The 19665-nt window shown below is 52.8% G+C and carries 17 protein-coding genes; 11 read left to right on the forward strand and 6 right to left on the reverse strand.

What is annotated here, in order from left to right; all coding sequences use genetic code 11:
- The first annotated feature begins 18 nt into the window (after positions 1 to 18).
- On the forward strand, positions 19 to 729 hold the full coding sequence (gene hda, locus L1D43_RS06825; RefSeq protein ID WP_041511365.1) for a DnaA inactivator Hda: 711 nt from the start codon (positions 19 to 21) through the stop codon (positions 727 to 729).
- A gap of 87 nt (positions 730 to 816) precedes the next feature.
- On the opposite strand, the gene L1D43_RS06830 is transcribed toward hda, so the two are convergent.
- From L1D43_RS06830 to L1D43_RS06840, 3 genes are all read right to left on the reverse strand, one after another.
- Positions 817 to 1188: a DUF2069 domain-containing protein gene (locus L1D43_RS06830; protein ID WP_239850430.1), complete on the reverse strand. Its 372-nt coding sequence runs from the start codon at positions 1186 to 1188 to the stop codon at positions 817 to 819.
- Positions 1189 to 1202: 14 nt separating this feature from the next.
- On the reverse strand, positions 1203 to 1550 hold the full coding sequence (arsC, locus tag L1D43_RS06835; protein ID WP_239850431.1) for an arsenate reductase (glutaredoxin): 348 nt from the start codon (positions 1548 to 1550) through the stop codon (positions 1203 to 1205).
- Between the two features lie 108 nt (positions 1551 to 1658).
- Positions 1659 to 3068 (reverse strand): M48 family metalloprotease, encoded by a 1410-nt coding sequence (locus tag L1D43_RS06840; RefSeq protein WP_239851071.1) that lies wholly within the window; start codon positions 3066 to 3068, stop codon positions 1659 to 1661.
- Between the two features lie 217 nt (positions 3069 to 3285).
- On the opposite strand from L1D43_RS06840, the gene L1D43_RS06845 reads away from it, so the two are divergent.
- Entirely contained in the window at positions 3286 to 3507 is a 222-nt protein-coding gene (locus L1D43_RS06845) for a sulfurtransferase TusA family protein (RefSeq protein WP_239850432.1), read from the forward strand.
- Between the two features lie 252 nt (positions 3508 to 3759).
- Positions 3760 to 4845 carry an AI-2E family transporter gene (locus L1D43_RS06850; RefSeq protein WP_239850433.1) on the forward strand — a complete coding sequence of 362 codons (1086 nt, stop codon included), beginning with the start codon at positions 3760 to 3762 and terminating at the stop codon, positions 4843 to 4845.
- An 87-nt stretch (positions 4846 to 4932) separates the two neighbouring features.
- Here the strand turns inward: L1D43_RS06850 and L1D43_RS06855 are convergent, their stop codons facing one another.
- The gene (locus tag L1D43_RS06855; RefSeq protein WP_239850434.1) at positions 4933 to 5820 is read right to left on the reverse strand and encodes a LysR family transcriptional regulator ArgP; all 888 of its coding nucleotides are present in this window, start codon (positions 5818 to 5820) and stop codon (positions 4933 to 4935) included.
- Between the two features lie 126 nt (positions 5821 to 5946).
- On the opposite strand from L1D43_RS06855, the gene L1D43_RS06860 reads away from it, so the two are divergent.
- A complete protein-coding gene (locus tag L1D43_RS06860) occupies positions 5947 to 6570 on the forward strand; it encodes a LysE/ArgO family amino acid transporter (protein ID WP_239850435.1) in 624 nt (207 codons plus the stop codon).
- A 178-nt stretch (positions 6571 to 6748) separates the two neighbouring features.
- On the opposite strand, the gene bcp is transcribed toward L1D43_RS06860, so the two are convergent.
- Both bcp and L1D43_RS06870 read right to left on the reverse strand, forming a co-directional pair.
- On the reverse strand, positions 6749 to 7222 hold the full coding sequence (gene bcp / locus L1D43_RS06865; RefSeq protein WP_239850436.1) for a thioredoxin-dependent thiol peroxidase: 474 nt from the start codon (positions 7220 to 7222) through the stop codon (positions 6749 to 6751).
- A complete protein-coding gene (locus L1D43_RS06870) occupies positions 7219 to 7773 on the reverse strand; it encodes an ACT domain-containing protein (RefSeq protein ID WP_041511358.1) in 555 nt (184 codons plus the stop codon). Before L1D43_RS06870 ends, bcp begins: the two co-directional genes overlap by 4 nt.
- A 243-nt stretch (positions 7774 to 8016) precedes the next feature.
- Between L1D43_RS06870 and dapA the strand changes: the two genes are divergently transcribed.
- The 7 genes from dapA (at position 8017) to L1D43_RS06905 (ending at position 19577) form a co-directional block, all read left to right on the forward strand.
- Complete coding sequence (dapA, locus tag L1D43_RS06875; RefSeq protein WP_239850437.1) at positions 8017 to 8901, forward strand: 4-hydroxy-tetrahydrodipicolinate synthase; 885 nt, start codon at positions 8017 to 8019, stop codon at positions 8899 to 8901.
- A 4-nt stretch (positions 8902 to 8905) separates the two neighbouring features.
- Positions 8906 to 10027, forward strand: a complete 1122-nt coding sequence (gene bamC, locus L1D43_RS06880) for an outer membrane protein assembly factor BamC (RefSeq protein ID WP_239850438.1) — start codon at positions 8906 to 8908, stop codon at positions 10025 to 10027.
- 316 nt (positions 10028 to 10343) lie between these two features.
- Complete coding sequence (locus L1D43_RS06885) at positions 10344 to 12716, forward strand: EAL domain-containing protein (RefSeq protein ID WP_239850439.1); 2373 nt, start codon at positions 10344 to 10346, stop codon at positions 12714 to 12716.
- 163 nt (positions 12717 to 12879) lie between these two features.
- Positions 12880 to 13965 carry an efflux RND transporter periplasmic adaptor subunit gene (locus tag L1D43_RS06890; protein WP_239850440.1) on the forward strand — a complete coding sequence of 362 codons (1086 nt, stop codon included), beginning with the start codon at positions 12880 to 12882 and terminating at the stop codon, positions 13963 to 13965.
- A complete protein-coding gene (locus L1D43_RS06895; protein WP_239850441.1) occupies positions 13962 to 17090 on the forward strand; it encodes an efflux RND transporter permease subunit in 3129 nt (1042 codons plus the stop codon). Before L1D43_RS06890 ends, L1D43_RS06895 begins: the two co-directional genes overlap by 4 nt.
- A 353-nt stretch (positions 17091 to 17443) precedes the next feature.
- Positions 17444 to 17761, forward strand: coding sequence for a hypothetical protein (locus L1D43_RS06900; protein WP_239850442.1), 318 nt, complete (start codon positions 17444 to 17446; stop codon positions 17759 to 17761).
- Positions 17762 to 18206: 445 nt separating this feature from the next.
- Positions 18207 to 19577 carry a hypothetical protein gene (locus L1D43_RS06905; RefSeq protein WP_239850443.1) on the forward strand — a complete coding sequence of 457 codons (1371 nt, stop codon included), beginning with the start codon at positions 18207 to 18209 and terminating at the stop codon, positions 19575 to 19577.
- Positions 19578 to 19665: the final 88 nt, after the last annotated feature.

Genomic DNA, 19665 nt, shown 5'->3' on the forward strand with positions numbered 1-19665 from the left:
AGATCGAGATCCCTATACGTGTCACCCCATTCTCCGGTACAACTTTCTTTACCCGTCTATCTGCCCGACGATGAGACCTTCAACAGTTATTATCCAGCGGCCGGCAATGACGAGCTGATCCAGAGCTTACAGGCATGTGCCGAAGGGCGAGCCGACAAGGCGGTATATCTGTGGGGGCCGGTCAAAGCCGGGCGTACCCACCTGATGCACGCCACCTGTGCCAGAGCCAATGAGCTCAATCGCAGCAGCTTCTATCTGCCACTGGGTATTCATGCCAGTATCTCTACCGAGCTGTTAGAGGGGCTGGAACAGTTGGATCTCGTTTGTATAGATGATATCGATGCCATAGCCGGACATCCCCTGTGGGAAGAGGCGCTATTCGATCTCTATAACCGGGTGGCTGAGCACAAGCGCTGCGCCCTGGTGGTGAGTGCCAGTGCAACGGCCAGCGATGCGGGATTTGCCTTGCCGGATCTGGTGTCTCGCATGCAGTGGGGGCTGACCTATCAGCTGCAACCTATGGCCGATGAGGAAAAGCTGGCCGCGCTGCAACGCCGTGCGGCGATGCGTGGATTGCAGTTACCGGAAGATGTGGGCCGTTTCCTGCTCAATCGGTTGGCGCGGGATCTGCGTACCCTCTTCGACGTGCTCGACCGCTTGGATAAGGCTTCTCTGGTGCATCAGCGTAAGTTAACCATTCCCTTCGTGAAAGAGATGCTGCGCTTGTAGCACTTGTTTCGCTGCCGGGGTAAAGAATCACTGAAGATTACCCATAAAAAAGGCACCTTAAGGTGCCTTTTTCGGTATCTGTGTATGCTATTTCTTTCGCTTCTTCAGTCCAAGCCCTAATTCCCGGCCGCGGATACGTGCGTAGAAGGGCAGAGTGAACATCAGGAGGGTCAGCAGCGCTACCTCACAGATGGCGAAGACCAGCGCCGTCTCGGTGACATAGAGCAAGGTCAGTCCATGCAACATGTAGAGGCAGATGATGAAGCTCGCCCAGGCGTAGGTGTAGGGTTGGCCGGTCAAGATCCCCTTAAGCGGTGCCAGCAGGGGCAAGATCCACAGCAGGCTGAAGATCATTGAGTATTGACCAGTCAATCCTTGATTGCCGAACCAGGCGGTCATCATCAGTAGCAGTGCCACATAGGCGGCGCGGCTAATTTGAAACAGTGTCTTTGAGCTCATATGAACTTTCAGCCTTAAAGAATGGCGAGTACGTTTTCTGGGGGTCTACCGATCGCAGCCTTACCGTTAGCCAGTACGATAGGACGCTCGATAAGCTTAGGGGTGTCGACCATGGCCTGGATAAGTGCCTCATCATCGGTGACTGCGGCCAGGTTTTGCGCCTTGTATTCCTCTTCCTTGGTGCGCATCAGCTCACGTGGCGCCAGGCCGAGTTTATCTAGGATGCTGCGGATCTCTACCTTAGTCAGCGGCGTCTTAAGGTACTCGATTACTTGGATGTCGCAGGCTTTCTCTTCAAGCAACGCCAGGGTCTGGCGGCTTTTAGAGCAACGAGGGTTATGAATTATGCTTACTTGCGTCATGGCAGTTCTATCCATATCTAGAAATTTGCCGTCATTCTACTGCAAAATGTGAGCCGAGTCACAGGGCCTTGGCTCACCTTTATTGGTTTAAAGCAGTTTGTGATTGCTTTAGAGCAGTTCGAGTTGCTTCTTAGATTGCTTGAACTGGCGGATCCTGGCCTCAATTTTTGCCAGCTGCAGCGGATTTTTCTCCGACAAACGGTAGGCAAAGTTGAGCTGATCGATGGCGCCATCATAGTCGGCGGCCAGCGCCATGGTCTCCGCCTTGGCAAAATGCTCCATGGCACGGTTGCCGGTCTGCTTATAGGCGTCGCTCAGCAGCTGTAGCGGCAGCTGATTCTGCTTATCCAGGAAGATCATATCCTCCAGCAGGGGAATGGCCTGCTTCGCTTGACCGCTCTCGATCAGCGCATTGGCCAGGTTGATATTGATCACCTGAGAGGTGGGCTTTAGCTTACGCTCTCGTGTGAGTAGATCGATCGCCTGTTGGTGTTCATGCCTTTCAAGCAAGAGATCTGTCTTAGTATCGATATAAAACAGGTTGTTGGGATCCTTAGCGAGTAGCTGGTCTATGATGACCTCAGATTCCTTGGCCTTGTCTGCACGCAGCAGGGCAAGTGCCTTACCGTACAGGGCCGCCTCCTCAAACTCGTAGCTGTGCTTCCTGATCTGGTCGTTAAACAGGGCGAGCGCCGCCTCTTCGCTGTAACTGGAGAAGCGCACCTGAATACGCGCCTTGGCCAGCTGAAAATCCAGGTTATCGGGCACATATCTGTGGGGATATTGCGCCGCCCGGTTTCTGGCCTCTGCGATACGTGATTCTGGTAGCGGGTGGGTCAGCAACATCTGTGGCGGCTTGGTGGTAAAGCGGTAGCGAGTGGCTAGCTTGGAAAAGAAGTCTGCCGCGCCGTTAGGATCGAACCCCGCGTCCACCAGGATCTGCATGCCGATACGGTCTGCCTCCTTCTCGTGTAGGCGGGTGTAGTTGATCTGTGCCTGAGTCGCCAGTGCCTGAGTGGTCGCCATGGCGGCCATCCCCACCTGAGGTGCGGCAATGGTGAGCAAAATTGCGCCGAGCAGGCCCGCGATAGTTGCGGGAGAACTCTTCTGCTGCGCCTCGAGAGAGCGCGCCAGGTGTCTCTGGGTCACGTGGGTGATCTCGTGGCCCAGTACCGAGGCTATCTGGCTCTCGTTATCGGCATTGAGGAACAATCCCGTATGCACGCCCACATGGCCGCCGAAGAAGGCGAAAGCGTTGATCTCATCGTTTCTTAGCAAGAAGAAATAGAAGGGAGTCTTCACGCCAGTCGCATGGGCCACCAGACGGTTACCCAGCTCGGTTAGGTATTGATTGAGCACAGGATCGTTAAGCATGGGCGCCGATGAGCGGATCACCCGCATATAGGCGTCGCCGTAACTGTTTTCCTTCTCCAGGCTAAAGGTGTTCACCGCCGCGGTGCCTAGATCCGGCAGATCATTATTGGCAAATCCTAAGGGGACGATAGAGAACAGGGCCATCGACAAGGCGCCGGCAACCAGGGATTTTGCTTTGTTAACTTTACTCAAACTTATCCTTAGCGATTATAGATAACTGGGTCTGTTTAGTTGGAACCACAGCAAGCTAATTAGTTCCGTTTGTCTGGCAGATGTGGCAAGCGAGTTGCTGCCATTGTTCGCTTGTGGTTTCACTGGAGACTTAGGATAATAGCCCGAGTTTGCCTTTAGCAAGATCATTATGACTTTTATTGACTTAACCCACTACCGATGTCCACTGGCCTTAGTTAAGCTAAAGATGGCTCTCAAGCAGTTGCCCGGTGGCGAAGTGCTGCGGGTACAGCTTAAAGACAGTGGTTCGCGCCAGGATGTGCCCAGGTTCCTTGAGAAGGCCAACTGGCAATATGTTGAAATACAAAATGATGCTGAGCTCTTGGAGCTGTCGATAACGCGAGGCGATTAGTTTTACCTGAGTAAGGTACCTTAGTCAGGTTTAGGTATCGGGCCAGGTTAGGCTAGGTAAAGAGAGACCCACAGGCGCCGATTAATTATTTTTCATGATGCTCGATATTGCAGAGCCTATATTACAAGGCCTATGTGACAAACTTTATGTTGCAAGCCTTGCGTTGTAAATCCAATCTTGCCTGCTTAAGGTGGCCCATTGGGCACCTGTTTACAGGGCGGCAGATCTTGGTTTCTAAATTAGGAAGAGTAGATGTTTTCATTCATTACCAATTGGTATAAAGAGAGATTTAGTGATCCCCAAGCGGTGACCCTGATGCTGATTTTGCTGGGGATCGCCCTGACCATCTATTTTGCAGGCGGACTATTGGCTCCCTTGCTGGTCGCCCTGGTGCTGGCATTTCTGCTCGAATGGCCGGTCGCCCAGATGGTCAAGATTGGCATCAATCGCACCACAGGCGCCTCTCTGGTACTCGTGCTATTTGTTGGGGTGATGCTGCTGATCACCTTTGGCTTAGTGCCCAGCATCTGGCGCCAGGGGGTAGCCCTGGTGACGGATCTGCCGACCATGTTGGATAAGGGGTTAATCACCCTCAAAGGGTTAGTCGATCAGTATCCGCAATTCTTAAGTGTGGAGCAGCTCGATGCCTCTGTCGGCGAGCTTAAGAAGTTGCTGGATACCCAGCACATACTGGATCTGGGTAAACAGTTGATCGGTTACTCTGCCTCGCTGTTGGTACTCATGGTCTACGCCATCTTGGTGCCCCTGTTGGTGTTCTTCTTCCTCAAGGATAAAGATGAGCTGATCCGGGGCAGTAAGCGTTTCATCCCCGCCAACCGCGACCTGGCCCGTAAGGTATGGCTGGAGATGAATCAGCAGATCTTTAACTACATTCGCGGCAAGGTGATTGAGATTGTGATCATCGGCGCCGCCAGTTATATTTTCTTCGCCGTCATGGATCTGCGCTATGCCGCGCTGCTCGGCGTGTTCACCGGCTTCTCCGTGTTAATCCCCTATGTGGGGGCGACACTGGTGACCCTGCCGATCGCCCTGGTTGCCTTCTTCCAGTGGGGGATCAGCCCGGAATTTGGCTATCTGATGCTGGGGTACGGTATCATTCAGGCGCTCGATGGTAACCTGCTGGTGCCCATCCTCTTCTCCGATGCGGTGGATCTGCACCCAGTGTTTATCATCGCGGCCGTCTTGGTTTTCGGTGGGCTCTGGGGAGTTTGGGGGGTATTCTTCGCCATTCCGCTTGCCTCCTTGGTGAAGGCGGTGGTTAACGCCTGGCCTAAGGCCGATAAACCTGAGGCCGAAACAGAGCAGGGCGCCGTCTAAACTCAATCGAAATCCTAAAGGAGCCATAAGGCTCCTTTTATGTCACCGCACCTGGCCGCCATTTTCAGCTATAGGCTGATTGGCTTGCTATTTTAAAGCCTGTTTTGCGGTTGCCGCCAGGGCGCGGTAGACCAGTGTGGTCTGTTTGGCCTTAATGTTCCAGTGCTGCCAGTAGAGGGGCACCTTCATGGTGCAGTCAGGGGCGATGAGCTTAAGCGCGCCGCTTTGCAGCAGCGGCTTGGCCTGTAGATGACCCACCAGGCCATAACCCATGCCGAGTAATATCGCCTCGAGAAAGCTCTCGGAAGAGGGGATCTGATGCTCCTGCCATTGCTCAGGTTCTATGGCAAAATGCTCCCCTAAGAATTTTTCATGCAGCTTATCTTTGGTGGAAAACACCACGGCCGGTGCCTGACGCAGGCGGCTCTGTGTCACGCCGCCTGTAAAGTAGTCTTCAATAAAGTCCTGGGTCGCGACGCACAGGTACTCCATCTGGCCAAGATATTCGCTTGAGCAACCGGCCAATGGCGCTTCTGTGGTCGTCACGCAGCCAACCGCCTCGCCGCTTTTGAGTAGATGGTGAGTGTAAGACTCATCATCGACAATCAGCTCCAGCAGCCAGCGGTGGCGCTTAAACAGCTCGGCGAGGGCCGGGAGAAACCAGGTGGCGAGACTGTCGGCATTGACGGCGATCTTCACCACGGTGGGCAGCGAAGGGTCATCGGCGTCTATCTCGGCGCTCAGCTCGCTCTCCAGCAAACTCACCTGAGCATAGTGTCTGAGCAGGCGTTTGCCCATAGGGGTCGCCTGTACCGGATTACTGCGAATAAGCAGGGTCTGGCCGACTCGCTCTTCCAGCGCCTTGATCCGCTGGGACACCGCCGATTGGGTGATAAACAGTGCCTTGGCGGCACGTTCGAAGCCGCCTTCGGCGATCACTACACTCAGGGCTTTCAGGTGGGCGTAATCCAGCATCGAAACATCCAAATTATCATTATAAGTTTGACTAATGATACATTAAATTTATTAGCTAGGTTTATTTTTAGAAGCTAGCTATGCTTGCGCCCTGAAATTAGTCGTGGTTCTTTTTGGAGTTTTCTCGTGCAAGCATTCATTCAGGGGATTGGGGTCGGTGGTAGCCTAATCATCGCCGTTGGGGCGCAAAATGCCTTCGTATTGAAACAAGGGTTAAAGCGGGCCCATTCATTGCCTATCGCCGCACTGTGTTCTTTTATCGATGCCGTGATGATCACTGCAGGTGTGGCGGGCCTGGGACATTTGATTCTGGCCTTTCCTTTAATCAAGGATATCGCGAGCCTAGGTGGGGCGGCCTTCCTGCTGGTCTATGGCGGACGGGCCTTACAGGCCTCTTTCCATGCACAAGGCCTGGATACCGAGTCGACTCAGGGGGCTGATACGCTGAGGGCTGCACTGTTAACGACCCTGGGGATCAGCCTGCTTAACCCGCATCTGTATCTGGATACCGTGGTGTTGCTGGGTAGCATCAGTACCCAGTTTGAGCAGGAGGACAGGCATCTGTTTGGCGCCGGCGCCGTACTGGCCTCTTTTGTGTGGTTCTTTGCCCTTAGCCTAGGCGCAAGGTACCTAAGCCCCTTGTTCAAGCGACCCAAGGCATGGTGTTACTTAGACAGGTTCATCTTCCTCACCATGTGGAGCATAGCTGCGGCGCTGTTGTGGCCCTATGTTAGCGCCTTCTTTGGTTGATATTTAGCTAGGCGAATACTTCTGAGCTAACTACTTAAATGAGCAAATACTTAAATGATTTAGTACAGTAATGAGTGAGTAGAGTATTGAGTTAGTACAGTGACGAGGTTAGCCAGACAGGTTAACTAATAATAAAAAAGCCGGCATTGCCGGCTTTTTTGTCGAAAATGAGCGTGTGCTAGCTATTTTCCTGAATATAATTCAAGACAACCTCATGGTGGTCTTTGGTCTTAAACTTATTAAACACATGGGCCACCTTACCGTCTTGACCTATCAGGAAGCTGAGGCGGTGAATGCCGTCATAGATCTTACCCATAAATTTCTTCTCACCCCAGACACCGAAGGCGTCGGCAACGCTATGATCTTCATCGCTGAGCAGGCTGAAATTCAGCTCATGCTTATCGGCGAAGCGGGCAAGCTTGGCCACTGGGTCCGGGCTGATGCCAAATACGGTGACCTTCTGAGTGTCGAGGTTTGGTTTGCTGTCTCTTAAGCCGCAGGCCTGCACTGTGCAGCCGGGGGTCAGGGCCTTTGGATAAAAATAGACCAGTACAGGGCCCTGTTTGAGGGCATCGCTGAGGGAGACTGTCTCATCGGCCTGGTTTTGTAGGGTAAAGTTAGGCGCCATTTCGCCCTGGGTTAAGGTTTTCATAGGTCATCCTTAGGTTGTGTTTCGATACCCTGCATACGTTCGATATGGCAGCTTAGGTTCATCTCTTCGGCGAGGGCGGCGATATTTTGTTCGAGTTTTTCGATATCCACCTTCTCTGGCACATTGATGGTTAAGAAGACATTTTGCACCGGCTCGCCGTCTGATGTCTCTTCGGCATGGGAGCGCACGGCGGCCAGATCCAGCGAACGATCGGCCAGGAACTGGGTGATACGCTTCATGGTGCCACGCTGGTCCTTACCGTTAAAGGTCACTTCCAGGCGTGAAACATAGTTTGGCGGCGTATGCTGTGAGCAGCGTTTCATTACCGTTAGCAGCCCAAGCTCGACACTCAGGGCAGGGAGGCTGGCTTCCATCTTAGTGATCGATGCCCAGGCGCCTGAAATCATCATGATCAAGGTAAACTCACCACCAAAGAGGGCCATACGGCTATCGACGATATCGCAATCGCATTCGCTTGCGAGTCTGGCAAATTTACTGACGATACCAGGACGATCAGAACCCAGTGCGGTAACGACCAGATGATTGGACATGAAATTCCCCCATTGATTGGTAACTCGTTGTACAAATAAGCGTCGATTGACATTTTCGGCGTTTTTTAAGGAGGCTTATGCTATCACAAGTTATCAGTTTTGAGATCCCTGTCGTGATAAAGAGTCAAACATTTGACCTATGGGGAGCGGTGTTATCATTCTCTGTGATCTAGGGATACTTATGCTTGTTTTTACCTGTGAGCATCAGTACCATAGCCAGTCCTGAATCCTTGGGGAAATCACATGATAAACGGAAGCATCGTAGCCTTAATCACACCCATGAATCGTGATGGCTCAGTCGATTATGCAAGTCTCGAGAAGTTGGTTGAGTACCATATTGAACAGGGTACTGACGCCATCGTTGCCGTCGGCACGACCGGCGAATCTGCCACTTTACCTCTTTCAGAACATATTGAAGTGGTTGCCCACACGGTAAAATTTGCCGCCGGACGCGTTCCTGTTATCGGTGGTAACGGCGCAAATGCCACCGCCGAAGCGATCGAGCTGACCAAGGCGCAGGCCAATCTTGGGGTGGCCGCCATGTTAGGCGTGACGCCTTACTATAACAAGCCGACACCTAAAGGCTTGGTGGCCCATTATCGCGCCGTCGCGGCCGCGACCGATATTCCACAAATTCTTTACAACGTGCCCGGCCGTACCTCGGTGGATATGTTGCCTGAAACCGTCGCCCAGCTGGTCGAGGTGCCAAACATCATCGGCCTAAAAGAGGCGACCGGCGATCTCAGCCGCGTGGCAAAGCTGCGTGAGCTTTGTGGTGATGACTTCATGCTCTATAGCGGTGATGACGCGACGGCCCGTGAGTTTCTGACCCTGGGTGGCAATGGCGTGATCTCTGTGGCGAATAACATAGTGCCTAAGCAGTTTAAGCTGATGTGCGACGCGGCCCTTAAGGGCGATCTCGAAGGTGCCCTCAAGGCTGAGGCGCCAATGAAAGAGCTGTTCGGCGCGCTCTTCTGTGAAGCCAATCCTATCCCTGTGAAATGGGCGGCGCACCGTATGGGCTTGATCAGTCAAGGACATATTCGCTTGCCATTAACGGAACTTTCCGAGCAATATCATGGTCTGTTGCTAGAAGCGATGAAGAATGCCGGAATAGAGGTTCAATAATTAGATGCTAAAGCAAGTTACTCCAATCTTACTGGTTGCCGCCGTAACGGCCTGCAGCACGCCTATCGACAGACGTCAGGCCAATGGCAATGACGAATATGCCACTGTGACGGCTGCGCCTAAACTGGTGATCCCAGAAGGGTTGAATCAGCCGAAATATAACACCGAATACGATATTCCTGAGGTTGGCAGTAAGGTCGATAAGACCTTAGTTGGCAAGAAACTCGATATTCGTCCACCGCTACAGGTACTGCCGATGGCAGAAGGTACCCATGTGGAAGAGTCTAGCGACAGCATCAAGATCGTGGTCGAGTCTATCGATAACGATATCGACCTGCGCAGCGAGCTGTTCGGCATCTTGGATGAATATTTTAGTCAGCACGAGATCAAGATCCTCAAAGAGGATAGAGAAACCGGTGTTATCGAAACTGATTGGATTGAAAATCAAGAAGTTATCGACTCATCTATGTGGGGTGCCGACGAGGTTTACTCGGTACGTCAACGCTATCGTTTCACCGTCAATGTGCGTCCACATGGCCGTAGCGGTAACCTTTCTATCGAATTGATTGATCACGAAGAGAGCTTCGATGGTAAGGCGCAGGATATCCTGCTGACCGGTGAAGATAAGCGTCGCTATACGGTTGATATGCTTAACAACACCATCGCCTACATGAGCGTGAAGCGTGCGAAGGCGATCAAGGCCAAGCGCCTGCGTGAGAGCTTGGGCATCGAGGTAGACTTGGTGAAGGCTCCAACTGTGGCCGAAGATGAGACGCCAGTGCAGAGCTACTGGTTGGCAGATGCCAGCTACAGCCGTACCTGGGATCGTCTGCGAATCGTATTGCCAGAGCTAGGCTTTGAAATCGTCGATATGGATAGCAACAAGGGGCTTTATTATATCAACGTGAGCGATGATTCAGGTTTCTGGAGTTCATTGTGGAGCGATAAGAAGCTGCCGATGGAAGAAGGGTCCTATCGCCTGCAAATTGAGCAAGATAAGCGTGATAATGCCAAGACTCGCATCTACCTGAAAGACAAGGAAGATGCTCCGGTGAGTAATGCTGTGGTCGAGGCCGTATACGATGGCATGGCCGAGCTGATGAGTGAAGACCGCAAAGTCAGATAGACTCAGATAAGCTTATCCAAATAAAAAGAGGCCATGAGGCCTCTTTTTTGTTTCTCCTCTTCAGTCTAGCGCGCCATAAAGTGGCTGGAAGCATGCCGCTATTCGTTAGCCGTGCTTTCGCAGTCCTTTAAATACGCTTTGTGCGTAAGCGTTAGTCCCTCTGTGTTGGGCATCATGGAGCTATTCAGCCTGTTTCCCACATCGTGTTCCTGCGCCCCGTTTCCTGTGGCGGCCGATGGCGAGCCAAGCATCTATGCCATATAGTTAGTGATATTATCAGTCATTAGATTGACGGAAATGTTTAACCGAGGTTGAGATGCCAGCTAAGGTGCCACTGCAGGATGTAGACGCAAAATATCTGAAGATTATCAGTGAGTTTGCTATCGACATGCTCTCGCTAAGCGGGGTAGATGAGATCCTTTGGCACCTGGCACAAAATGTGGTTTCCCAGCTTGGGTTTGATGATGTGGTCGTCTACCTGCTGGATCCTGCGCGGGGCGTCTTGATGCAGAAGGCCAGCTTCGGCGATAAGAACCCTAGCGGTCATGAGATCCTCGCGCCTATCGAACTCAAGCTGGGGGAGGGCGTTGTCGGCACAGTGGCTAAGACCAAACAACCCTTGCTCGTCGGTGATACCCGGCAGTTTCCTAACTATATCGTCGATGACGCCCCCAGGCTTTCAGAGCTTGCGGTGCCCATGTTGATGGATGGTGAACTGATAGGGGTGATAGACACCGAGCATCCTAAGAAGAATTTTTACACCTCTCAGCATGAGCGCATCTTGTTTGCCCTTGCCTCCATCGCTGCGCTGAAGATCCACAGGGCCAACAATCTGGTGACACTGCAAAAGCGGGTGGCGGATCTGGAATATGCCAGTAAGATCCAAGACACCCTGTTTGCCATCGCGGAGATCATCTTCGAGACCGACTCGATTAAAGCCTTCTACCAAAGGCTACACGCCTGTATCGCCCGCCTGATCAAGGCGGATAACTTCTATGTCGCGCTACTGAGTGAAGATGGCCAAAGGCTGCACTTTCCCTATCATGTGGATCAATATGACCAGCTCGCCGAAGATACCGAATTGCCGCTGTTACCCTCATGCCTTGGGATCACCGCCTACACGCTGCTGAGAAACAACCCACTCCTGGTGGACGAGGCGCAGATTAAGGCCTTGGTGGATCAGGGAGAGATAACGATCAATGGCGCTATGCCAAGGGCCTGGCTCGGTGTACCCTTCGGCGATGAGGCGTTTCGCGGTATCTTAGTGGTGCAGAGTTATCAAGGCGGCTATCGCTATAGTGACGCAGACCAAAGGCTGCTGGTGTTTTGCGCCAAACATATACGCAATGCCATTAGCCGTATGAATGTTAAGGCCAACCTGACTCAGATGGCCCTCTATGATGGCTTAACTAAGCTACCCAATCGCATGCTTTTTATCGACCGCTTAAATCAGGCGATCGCTAAGCTCAATGAAGCCGCTGAAAATGGCGTTTCTGCCAAAGGGCTCGGCCTAGTGCTGCTCGACATAGATCACTTTAAGGCCGTGAACGATACCTATGGCCATCATTTAGGAGATGAGCTGCTAAAGGTGTTTGCACAGCGCACAGAGGCAGCTATCGCGAGCCAGGACACCATTTGTCGGCTGGGGGGGGATCAATTTGGCCTGCTCTTGATGGGTATCGACTCTGAATCTGAGTGCCTTGCGCGGGTCGAAGCCCTGCGTGAGCAGATGCAGGCGGTGTTGGATCTTGGCGGGATCTCTATCGCGCTGTCGGTTAGCCTGGGGCTGGTGACCTGCTTCTCATCCGGGATGCGGGCGTCAGATCTGCTGCGCAGGGGCGATCAGGCGCTGCTTAGGGCAAAATTGATGGGGCGGCAGCGTCTTTGTGTGTTCAGCAGTGGTGAGCAGACCGAGCTGCAAGAGACGCAGATTTGTCAGGAGTTTCAGCAGGCCGCCGCCCAGGAGGAACTCTATTTCAGCTTTCAACCTCAATACCGGCTCAAGGATGGCAAACTGATCGGCGCCGAGGCGCTGCTGCGCTGGGAGCATCCCAGATATGGAATCATTTCGCCCCGGCGATTATTGGCGCCGCTGCGCCGCCAGGGGGCCCTTCAGCTGGTCGATGCTGTGGTCGCCAGGCTTATACTGGCCCATCTCAAACGCTATCACGGCACCTATCCTGAGGACTTTCGCGTGAGCGTGAATCTCGCCAGTGACGGCAGTGCTCTGTTTGATGAACTGGAGGGGATGGTAACAAAGGGGGAGGATCTGGCCAAATTCTTGGGCTTAGAGATCCCGGAGGCCAGCATAGTCGCCGGCTTCGACAAGGTGAAGCACTGTATTGCCAGGGCAAAGTCCCTCGGCGTACTGGTGAGCCTGGATGACGCGGGCGCCAGCCATGCAAGCTTTGGGTATTTGCAGACACTCAGGTTCGATCGCCTCAAGATAGCCCAGGGACTCATCAGTCCCATGAAGATGGCATACGATAACCAAATGATCTTAGAGACCATCATCAATCTCGCCAGCAGCTTGAATATCGATACTCTGGCTCAGGGGATAGAAACCCGCGAGCAATATCAGACGTTACTGTTGTTTGGTTGTGACTATGGTCAGGGGGAGTTTATGAATCCCTCCGTTAGCGAGGAAAAGCTGCTGCTTATGCTGACTCAGTCGCCCTTCTTTAGATGATCAAGCGTATCATTTAGCGATTGATACTATACTCTTTTGTGCCTCATGGCGGGCAAAAATGTAAATGGTGTATTAAGTTTGTAAGCAAAGGTAAAACGCCTTGAAGCACCTACATTCCAAGGTAAACTACCGATAACATAATGCGCATTCTTTCGGAAGATTGATGAAAAAAACGATAATAATCTCAATGCTTTTAGCGGCAGGCGCCGCCACCTACTATTTCACTCAGCAAACCGAAACGCCTAAGGGGCCGCGCGGGCGACCCACGCCGAATGTGGTGGTGGCAAAGGCCGAAATGCAGCCTATTCGCGACGAAGTTGAGGCCTTGGGTACAGGTAAGGCAAACGAATCTATCACTGTGACCCCCAAGGTTACCGACATGGTAACCGAGATTAATTTCAGCGACGGTCAGATGGTGGAGAAGGGCCGGCTTCTGGTACGTTTGCAAGACAGAGAACAGATCGCCCGTGTGACAGTGGCCCGGGTTAAGATGAAAGATCATCAGCGCGAACTGGCGCGGATCAGCTCCCTGGTGACCAGCCAGACGGTCGCTGCATTGGAGCGTGACAGGCTGCAGACCCTTATCGATACCGCCAAGGCCGAGTTAGAACAGGCCGAATCCTCCCTCAAAGACAGACGCATCTTGGCGCCGTTTTCGGGACGCCTGGGTCTGCGTCAGGTGAGTCAGGGGAGCCTGGTGACCCCAGGCACTGTTATCACCACCTTAGATGATATCTCCACCATCAAACTGGATTTCTCAGTGCCGGAGCGCTTCCTGCAGTCTTTGGCTATTGGTAAGTCGGTCGAGGCCAGTGCCGTGGCCTTCGAAGGCGAGTTGTTTACCGGTAAGGTGGTGTCTGTCGATAGCCGGGTCAATCCGACGACTCGCGCCGTGACGGTCAGGGCCGAGATCCCCAACAAGGGGCTGCGCCTGCTGCCCGGTATGTTGATGAAGGTGAAGCTGATCAAGCAGAGCCGCGAAGCGCTTATCATTCCAGAAGCGGCGATTATTCCTATTCAGAAAGATCACTTCGTTTATCTGGTGAACGAAGAAAACGTGGTCGAGCGTCGTCAGGTGCAACTAGGCCTACGTAAGCGCGGCTGGGTAGAGATAGTCGGCGGCGTCGAGGTGGGCGAGCAGGTGATGGTGCGTGGCATCCTCAAGGTGCGCCCAGGAGATACGGTTAAGGTGCAGTACAGTGAACACTTTAGTTTCAACCAACAAGCTAAGGTGGAGCCGCTAGCATGATCTTGACGGATTTGTCGGTAAAACGACCGGTTTTTGCGTCCGTCATCAGCATACTCCTGATCGCCTTCGGTCTGGTCTCCTTCGAAAAGCTGCCCTTGCGCGAGTATCCCAATATCGATCCGCCTATCGTCTCGGTGCAGACCAGCTACCGCGGCGCCAGTGCGGCTGTGGTGGAGAGTCGTATCACTCAGCTGGTGGAAGACAGGATCAGTGGCGTGGAGGGGATACGTAACATCAACTCCTCCAGCAGCGATGGTCGCTCATCTGTGACGCTAGAGTTTGACGTCGGCCGGGATATCGAGGCGGCGGCCAACGATGTGCGCGACCGCATCTCGGGTTTGCTCAATAACCTGCCGGAAGAGGCCGATCCCCCAGAGGTTCAGAAGGCCAATGGCGGTGATGAGGTAATCATGTGGCTCAACTTGGTCTCGGATCAGATGAATACCTTGCAGCTCACCGACTATGCCCGCCGCTATCTGGTGGATCGCTTCTCGGTGATCGACGGCGTGGCCAATATTCGTATCGGTGGGGGTAAGGTGTACGCCATGCGGGTGTGGATCGACCGTCAGGCCCTGGCGGCCCGAGATCTGACGGTGTCGGATATCGAGTCTGTGCTGCGCTCGGAGAACGTCGAGCTACCGGCAGGTTCGGTGGAATCCCAAGATAGACACTTTACCGTGCGCCTGGAGCGCACCTTCAAGACGGCGGAAGATTTCAATAATCTGGTGCTGGCCGAAGGGGAAGATGGTTATCTCATCAAACTCGGCGACGTGGCTAAGGTAGAGATAGGCTCGGAAGAGGAGCGCATCACCTTCCGCGGTAACCGTGAGGCCATGATTGGCCTTGGGATCTCCAAGCAGTCTACCTCTAACACCCTAGAGGTGGCTCGCGCCGCCAACGCCCTAGTGGACAAGATCAATCCGACACTGCCTGCGGGCATGGAGATCAAACGCTCCTACGATAGCTCTGTGTTTATCGAGGCCTCCATCAAGGAGGTGTACCAGACCCTGTTTATCGCCATGTTCCTGGTAATTGTGGTGATCTATCTCTTCCTTGGCAGCGTGCGCGCCATGCTGATCCCGGCGTTGACCGTGCCTGTGTCCTTGATGGCAACCTTTATCGTGCTCTACGCCCTGGGTTACACCATTAACCTGCTGACCCTGCTGGCGATGATCCTGGCCATCGGTATGGTGGTGGATGACGCCATCGTGGTGCTGGAAAACATCCACAGACGCATCGAGGAGGGCGACTCACCACTGAAGGCGGCTTTTCTCGGTTCACGCGAGGTAGCCTTTGCCGTGGTCGCCACCACCCTGGTCTTGGTGGCTGTGTTTATGCCGATCACCTTCCTTGAAGGGGATCTGGGTAAGCTGTTTAAGGAGTTTGCGGTGGCCATGAGTGCGGCGGTGATCTTCTCGAGCCTGGTGGCCCTGACCTTGAGCCCCATGATGTGCTCTAAGCTGCTTAAGCCTGCCGGGCAAGATCCTTGGCTGGTGCGCAAGATAGATGCGGGCATGAACTGGTTGTCTGCGGGTTACCGTACTACGCTCAAGCGCGCCATGACCCATCCCTTTATCGTCAGCTCCCTGGTGGTTATCGCCTTAGGGCTTAGCGGCTATCTGATGACCAAGGTACCTCAGGAGTTTGCGCCAAGAGAGGATAGGGGCTCTATGTTCCTGATCGTCAACGGTCCTCAGGGGGCGAGTTTCGAATATATCACCCCCTATATGGATGAGATCGAGGAGCGTCTGATGCCGCTGGTCGAAAGCGGTGACATCAAACGCTTGCTGATCCGTGCGCCTCGCGGCTTTGGACGCAACGCTAACTTCTCCAACGGCATGGCGATTATCGTGCTGGAAGACTGGGCGACCCGTCGTAGTGCCTTCGAGATCATAGGTGACATTCGTGCCCGTCTGTCGGATCTCGCCGGTGTGCGCGCTTTTCCCGTGATGCGTCAGGCCTTCGGTCGCGGCGTGGGTAAGCCGGTGCAGTTCGTGCTGGGCGGCCCAAGCTATGAAGAACTCGCCAAGTGGCGCGACATATTGCTGGAGAAGGCCAAGGAGAATCCGAATCTGGTGGGCCTTGATCATGACTACAAGGAAACCAAGCCGCAGCTGAGGGTGGTGATCGATAAGGACAGGGCGGCGGATCTCGGCGTCTCTATCTCCCATATCGGCCGCACTCTGGAGTCTATGTTGGGTTCGCGTCTGGTGACCACCTTTATGCGCGACGGTGAAGAATATGACGTGATCATCGAGGGTAACCGGGATAATCAGAATACCGCCAGCGATCTGAGTAACATCTATGTGCGCTCGGATAGAAGCCGCGAGCTTATCCCCCTAGCTAACTTAGTGTCGGTGGAGGAGTTTGCCGACGCCAGTCAGCTAAACCGCTACAACCGTATGCGCGCCATCACCATAGAGGCCAACCTAGCCGATGGTTATAGCCTGGGTGAGGCGCTCGATTACCTCAACGATCTGGCCTACACCTATCTGCCGGCCGAGGCGGTGATCAGCTACAAGGGGCAATCGCTGGATTATCAGGAATCGGGTAACTCCATGTATTTCGTCTTCCTGTTGGCGCTAGGCATCGTCTTCTTGGTGCTTGCGGCGCAGTTCGAGAGCTATATTCACCCTATGGTGATCATGCTGACCGTACCTCTGGCCACCCTGGGCGCCCTAATCGGCCTCTGGCTGACAGGCCAGAGCCTGAACATCTACAGCCAGATCGGTATCATCATGCTGGTGGGACTCGCGGCCAAGAACGGTATCTTGATCGTCGAGTTTGCCAATCAGCTGCGTGATAAAGGCATTGCGTTCGATACGGCGATCATCCAAGCGGCCAGCCAGCGTCTTCGCCCCATCTTGATGACGGGGATCACCACGGCGGCTGGAGCCATACCACTGGTGATGGCTCAAGGGGCGGGCGCCGAGACGCGTTTCGTCATAGGCGTGGTGGTATTGTCGGGTATTATTCTGGCGACCTTCTTTACCCTGCTGGTGATCCCGGTTGCCTATGGCTTGATCGCGCGAAATACAGGTTCGCCAGAAGAGATCAGCCAACGTCTCGAGGCTGAACTTGCACTAGATACACATCATGAGTCAGGCTTACGAAATGCCGATTAGCGCCCAGATTAGCGCTTGGTATTAGGACTGAGTAATAGTTCTTAGTATTAGTTCTTAGTATTAGGACTTAGTATTAGTGTTTAGTATTAGCAAATAGTACGAGTGATGAGTAAGTTCAAAGGCCAATCTTTTTTGATTGGCCTTTTTTATGCCTGCCAAGTCACAAATAGGCAGTGGTAAAGGGGAAGCCTGGGGGCTAGAGAAAATCACTGTCTGTGTCATCCTAGCTTGCCATACAGCTAGTGCCACAAAACCGATTGCACACTAACGTCTCATTAACAAGAAGGGGCGAATATAGTAGAGTGAAACCAACAATTAGATGCAACACTTAGATGCAACAGGGAGTAATGCAGATGACATTATCTATCGAGACTGCGCAGCGTCAGCCCAAATCGGCACCGGCCACGCTGCAGAAGAATGCCATTCGAGTCGATGGACGACTCACCATGAGCCGCGAAGCGCTGGATTTTAAATCTGTCAGCTCAGACTGCCTCTACGGCCCATACCACCTGCCTTTAAATGAGATAGTGAAGGTGGAGACCTGCTGGGGCAAGGGGGCAGGGATTCTGCCTATCACGCCCGATGGGATCCAGGTGAGCCTCAGCAATGGTGAACGTTATCAGTTTATCGTCGCCGATCCCGAGGACTGGGTGCAGCGCCTCTCATCTTAACTTTCATTTTAACTCTTAGCTTAACTCTCATTGTAAGAATGCCTGCTTAAGTTTATATCGAGAAAAGGCTAGCCCTCATCTGGGCTGGCTTTTTTATTTTCCACATGCGTCGTATTTGCCCTTATGGCTATGGGGCAAGCGAGCATTTATATTGCTGCCGTACAACTGATGCGGTTAAGCTGCTGAGAAAGAGACTTAGCTAAGACTGATACAGCCAATCCGATACAGCCCATCAATCACAGCCCATCAATTACAACTAACTAAACGCAGCTAATCCAACGAGACTTATTCCGACGAGACTTAATCCGACAAGGGCTTAATCAGGCTCGTTTAAACCATACACTCGGCGAGCTTTCCTTTTCAGTCTATTACCCTGGTTGACATTTCTTGACGCAAAAAGTTTGTCATAGGTAAGGCCTTTGTAATTAATCTGTTAAGGAAATTTATGTTGATTAAAAAATGCAATCTAAAGTTGGCACTTTTCGCGGGTTTGGCCCTGGTTATCACCGGTTGTGGCTCAGATGAGTCGAGTGAAAATAAGGCTGCCTATATCCAGTTTTATAATGCATCGCCAAATAGCGTGGCGAGCCATTTGGTACTCGATGAATATGCCTATACTGCAGTTTCTTATAGTGATGCCTTGCCTCGCTATGAATATCCAACAGGGGAAACCGACGCTAGCATTCGTGGCTATGACGCCAACGGTGACAGTGTCGAGCTTCATGAATTCACACTCGATCTTAAGGAAGGTGACAACCGCCTTTTGGTGCTTGTCGGCGATTACGAGAAGAGTGAATACCTGGACATTCGATATGAGCGAGATGAGATGGATGAGGCCAACGGCGATCTCGACAGTGACGAAAGCAAGATGCAGGTCTTGGCTATACACGCTGCCATGGGCGAGGGCGCCTATGATCTCTATCTGGCCAAGGCGAGTGAAAGTTTTAACGAGGCGCAGCTGCTGGGCAACTTAAGTTATATGCAACATACCCAGGCCCTGATGCTAGATACTGGAGAGTACTTGCTGTACCTGACTGAACCTGGTCAGGCGGAACCTGTATTTCGTACGGGTACGTTGATATTGACCAGTGAAACGGTCAACAAACTAGTCATTCATAACAGTTTCGGCCCTGGAGAGCCTAAGTTGATCGTCGATAATGTCGATTCGACAGGGACGCCGGTTGCCTATGTCAACCAAGATGCCGATGCCGAATTTAGGGTCTATAACGCGTTAAACCAAGACAGCGCCCTCGATCTGCAGCTGAGTAGCGATGCCGAGAGTGTTCTCTTACCTGGGCTCTCGCACCATGCGCTGAGTGATTTCAAGGCGATAGATTACAATGATTATGGGGTGAGTGTTTTCTCGAGTGACACCAATGAGCTGCTGGCTAACAACCTCTTGGTGACATTTAATCAGGATGAGAGTAAGACACTGGTGATCTTTGACAATGCCGTCGGGCAGACCCTGGGGATGACCATTGCCCACGATCACAGGCCAAATGCCTTCGAGCATACCCTGTCGGTAGCAAATCTTATCGACAGCTTTGACAGCCTAGATCTCTACTTCGTGCGCCCAGGTGAGACGATTGACACGGCTGTCTATAAGCTGACTTACTTGAGCTTTACCGAGCTGGCGCAAATCAACCTGCCGAGCGGGGACTATGATATCAGCTTGGTCCATAAGGAAGAGAATGGCACTCTGACCTTAGTATATCAATCGGGCGCTATGGCGATCGATCAAACCGGCAACTACACCTTGGTGTTGAGTCGTGATGACACCCAGCCCTTGGGACACAGGGCAAAACTGTTTCAGTGATTGAAGGCCCTTATAAGCAGAGGGGCCTTCACATAGAAAAGGCTTACCTAGGTAAGCCTTTGTCTTGTTGTAGCTTTTGATAGCAGTT

It is taken from the genome of Shewanella sp. Isolate8 (assembly GCF_022398495.1).
GTDB classification, from domain to species: domain Bacteria; phylum Pseudomonadota; class Gammaproteobacteria; order Enterobacterales; family Shewanellaceae; genus Shewanella; species Shewanella aquimarina.

Coding starts and splice junctions, on each gene's coding strand:
- L1D43_RS06905 (WP_239850443.1), top strand. CDS start 18,207: ATGTTGATTAAAAAATGCAATCTAAAGTTGGCACTTTTCGCGGGTTTG.
- bamC (WP_239850438.1), top strand. CDS start 8,906: ATGCTAAAGCAAGTTACTCCAATCTTACTGGTTGCCGCCGTAACGGCC.
- L1D43_RS06840 (WP_239851071.1), bottom strand. CDS start 3,068: ATGGCCCTGTTCTCTATCGTCCCCTTAGGATTTGCCAATAATGATCTG.
- L1D43_RS06850 (WP_239850433.1), top strand. CDS start 3,760: ATGTTTTCATTCATTACCAATTGGTATAAAGAGAGATTTAGTGATCCC.
- L1D43_RS06870 (WP_041511358.1), bottom strand. CDS start 7,773: ATGTCCAATCATCTGGTCGTTACCGCACTGGGTTCTGATCGTCCTGGT.
- L1D43_RS06855 (WP_239850434.1), bottom strand. CDS start 5,820: ATGCTGGATTACGCCCACCTGAAAGCCCTGAGTGTAGTGATCGCCGAA.
- L1D43_RS06845 (WP_239850432.1), top strand. CDS start 3,286: ATGACTTTTATTGACTTAACCCACTACCGATGTCCACTGGCCTTAGTT.
- L1D43_RS06830 (WP_239850430.1), bottom strand. CDS start 1,188: ATGAGCTCAAAGACACTGTTTCAAATTAGCCGCGCCGCCTATGTGGCA.
- dapA (WP_239850437.1), top strand. CDS start 8,017: ATGATAAACGGAAGCATCGTAGCCTTAATCACACCCATGAATCGTGAT.
- L1D43_RS06890 (WP_239850440.1), top strand. CDS start 12,880: ATGAAAAAAACGATAATAATCTCAATGCTTTTAGCGGCAGGCGCCGCC.
- L1D43_RS06895 (WP_239850441.1), top strand. CDS start 13,962: ATGATCTTGACGGATTTGTCGGTAAAACGACCGGTTTTTGCGTCCGTC.
- arsC (WP_239850431.1), bottom strand. CDS start 1,550: ATGACGCAAGTAAGCATAATTCATAACCCTCGTTGCTCTAAAAGCCGC.
- L1D43_RS06885 (WP_239850439.1), top strand. CDS start 10,344: ATGCCAGCTAAGGTGCCACTGCAGGATGTAGACGCAAAATATCTGAAG.
- L1D43_RS06900 (WP_239850442.1), top strand. CDS start 17,444: ATGACATTATCTATCGAGACTGCGCAGCGTCAGCCCAAATCGGCACCG.
- bcp (WP_239850436.1), bottom strand. CDS start 7,222: ATGAAAACCTTAACCCAGGGCGAAATGGCGCCTAACTTTACCCTACAA.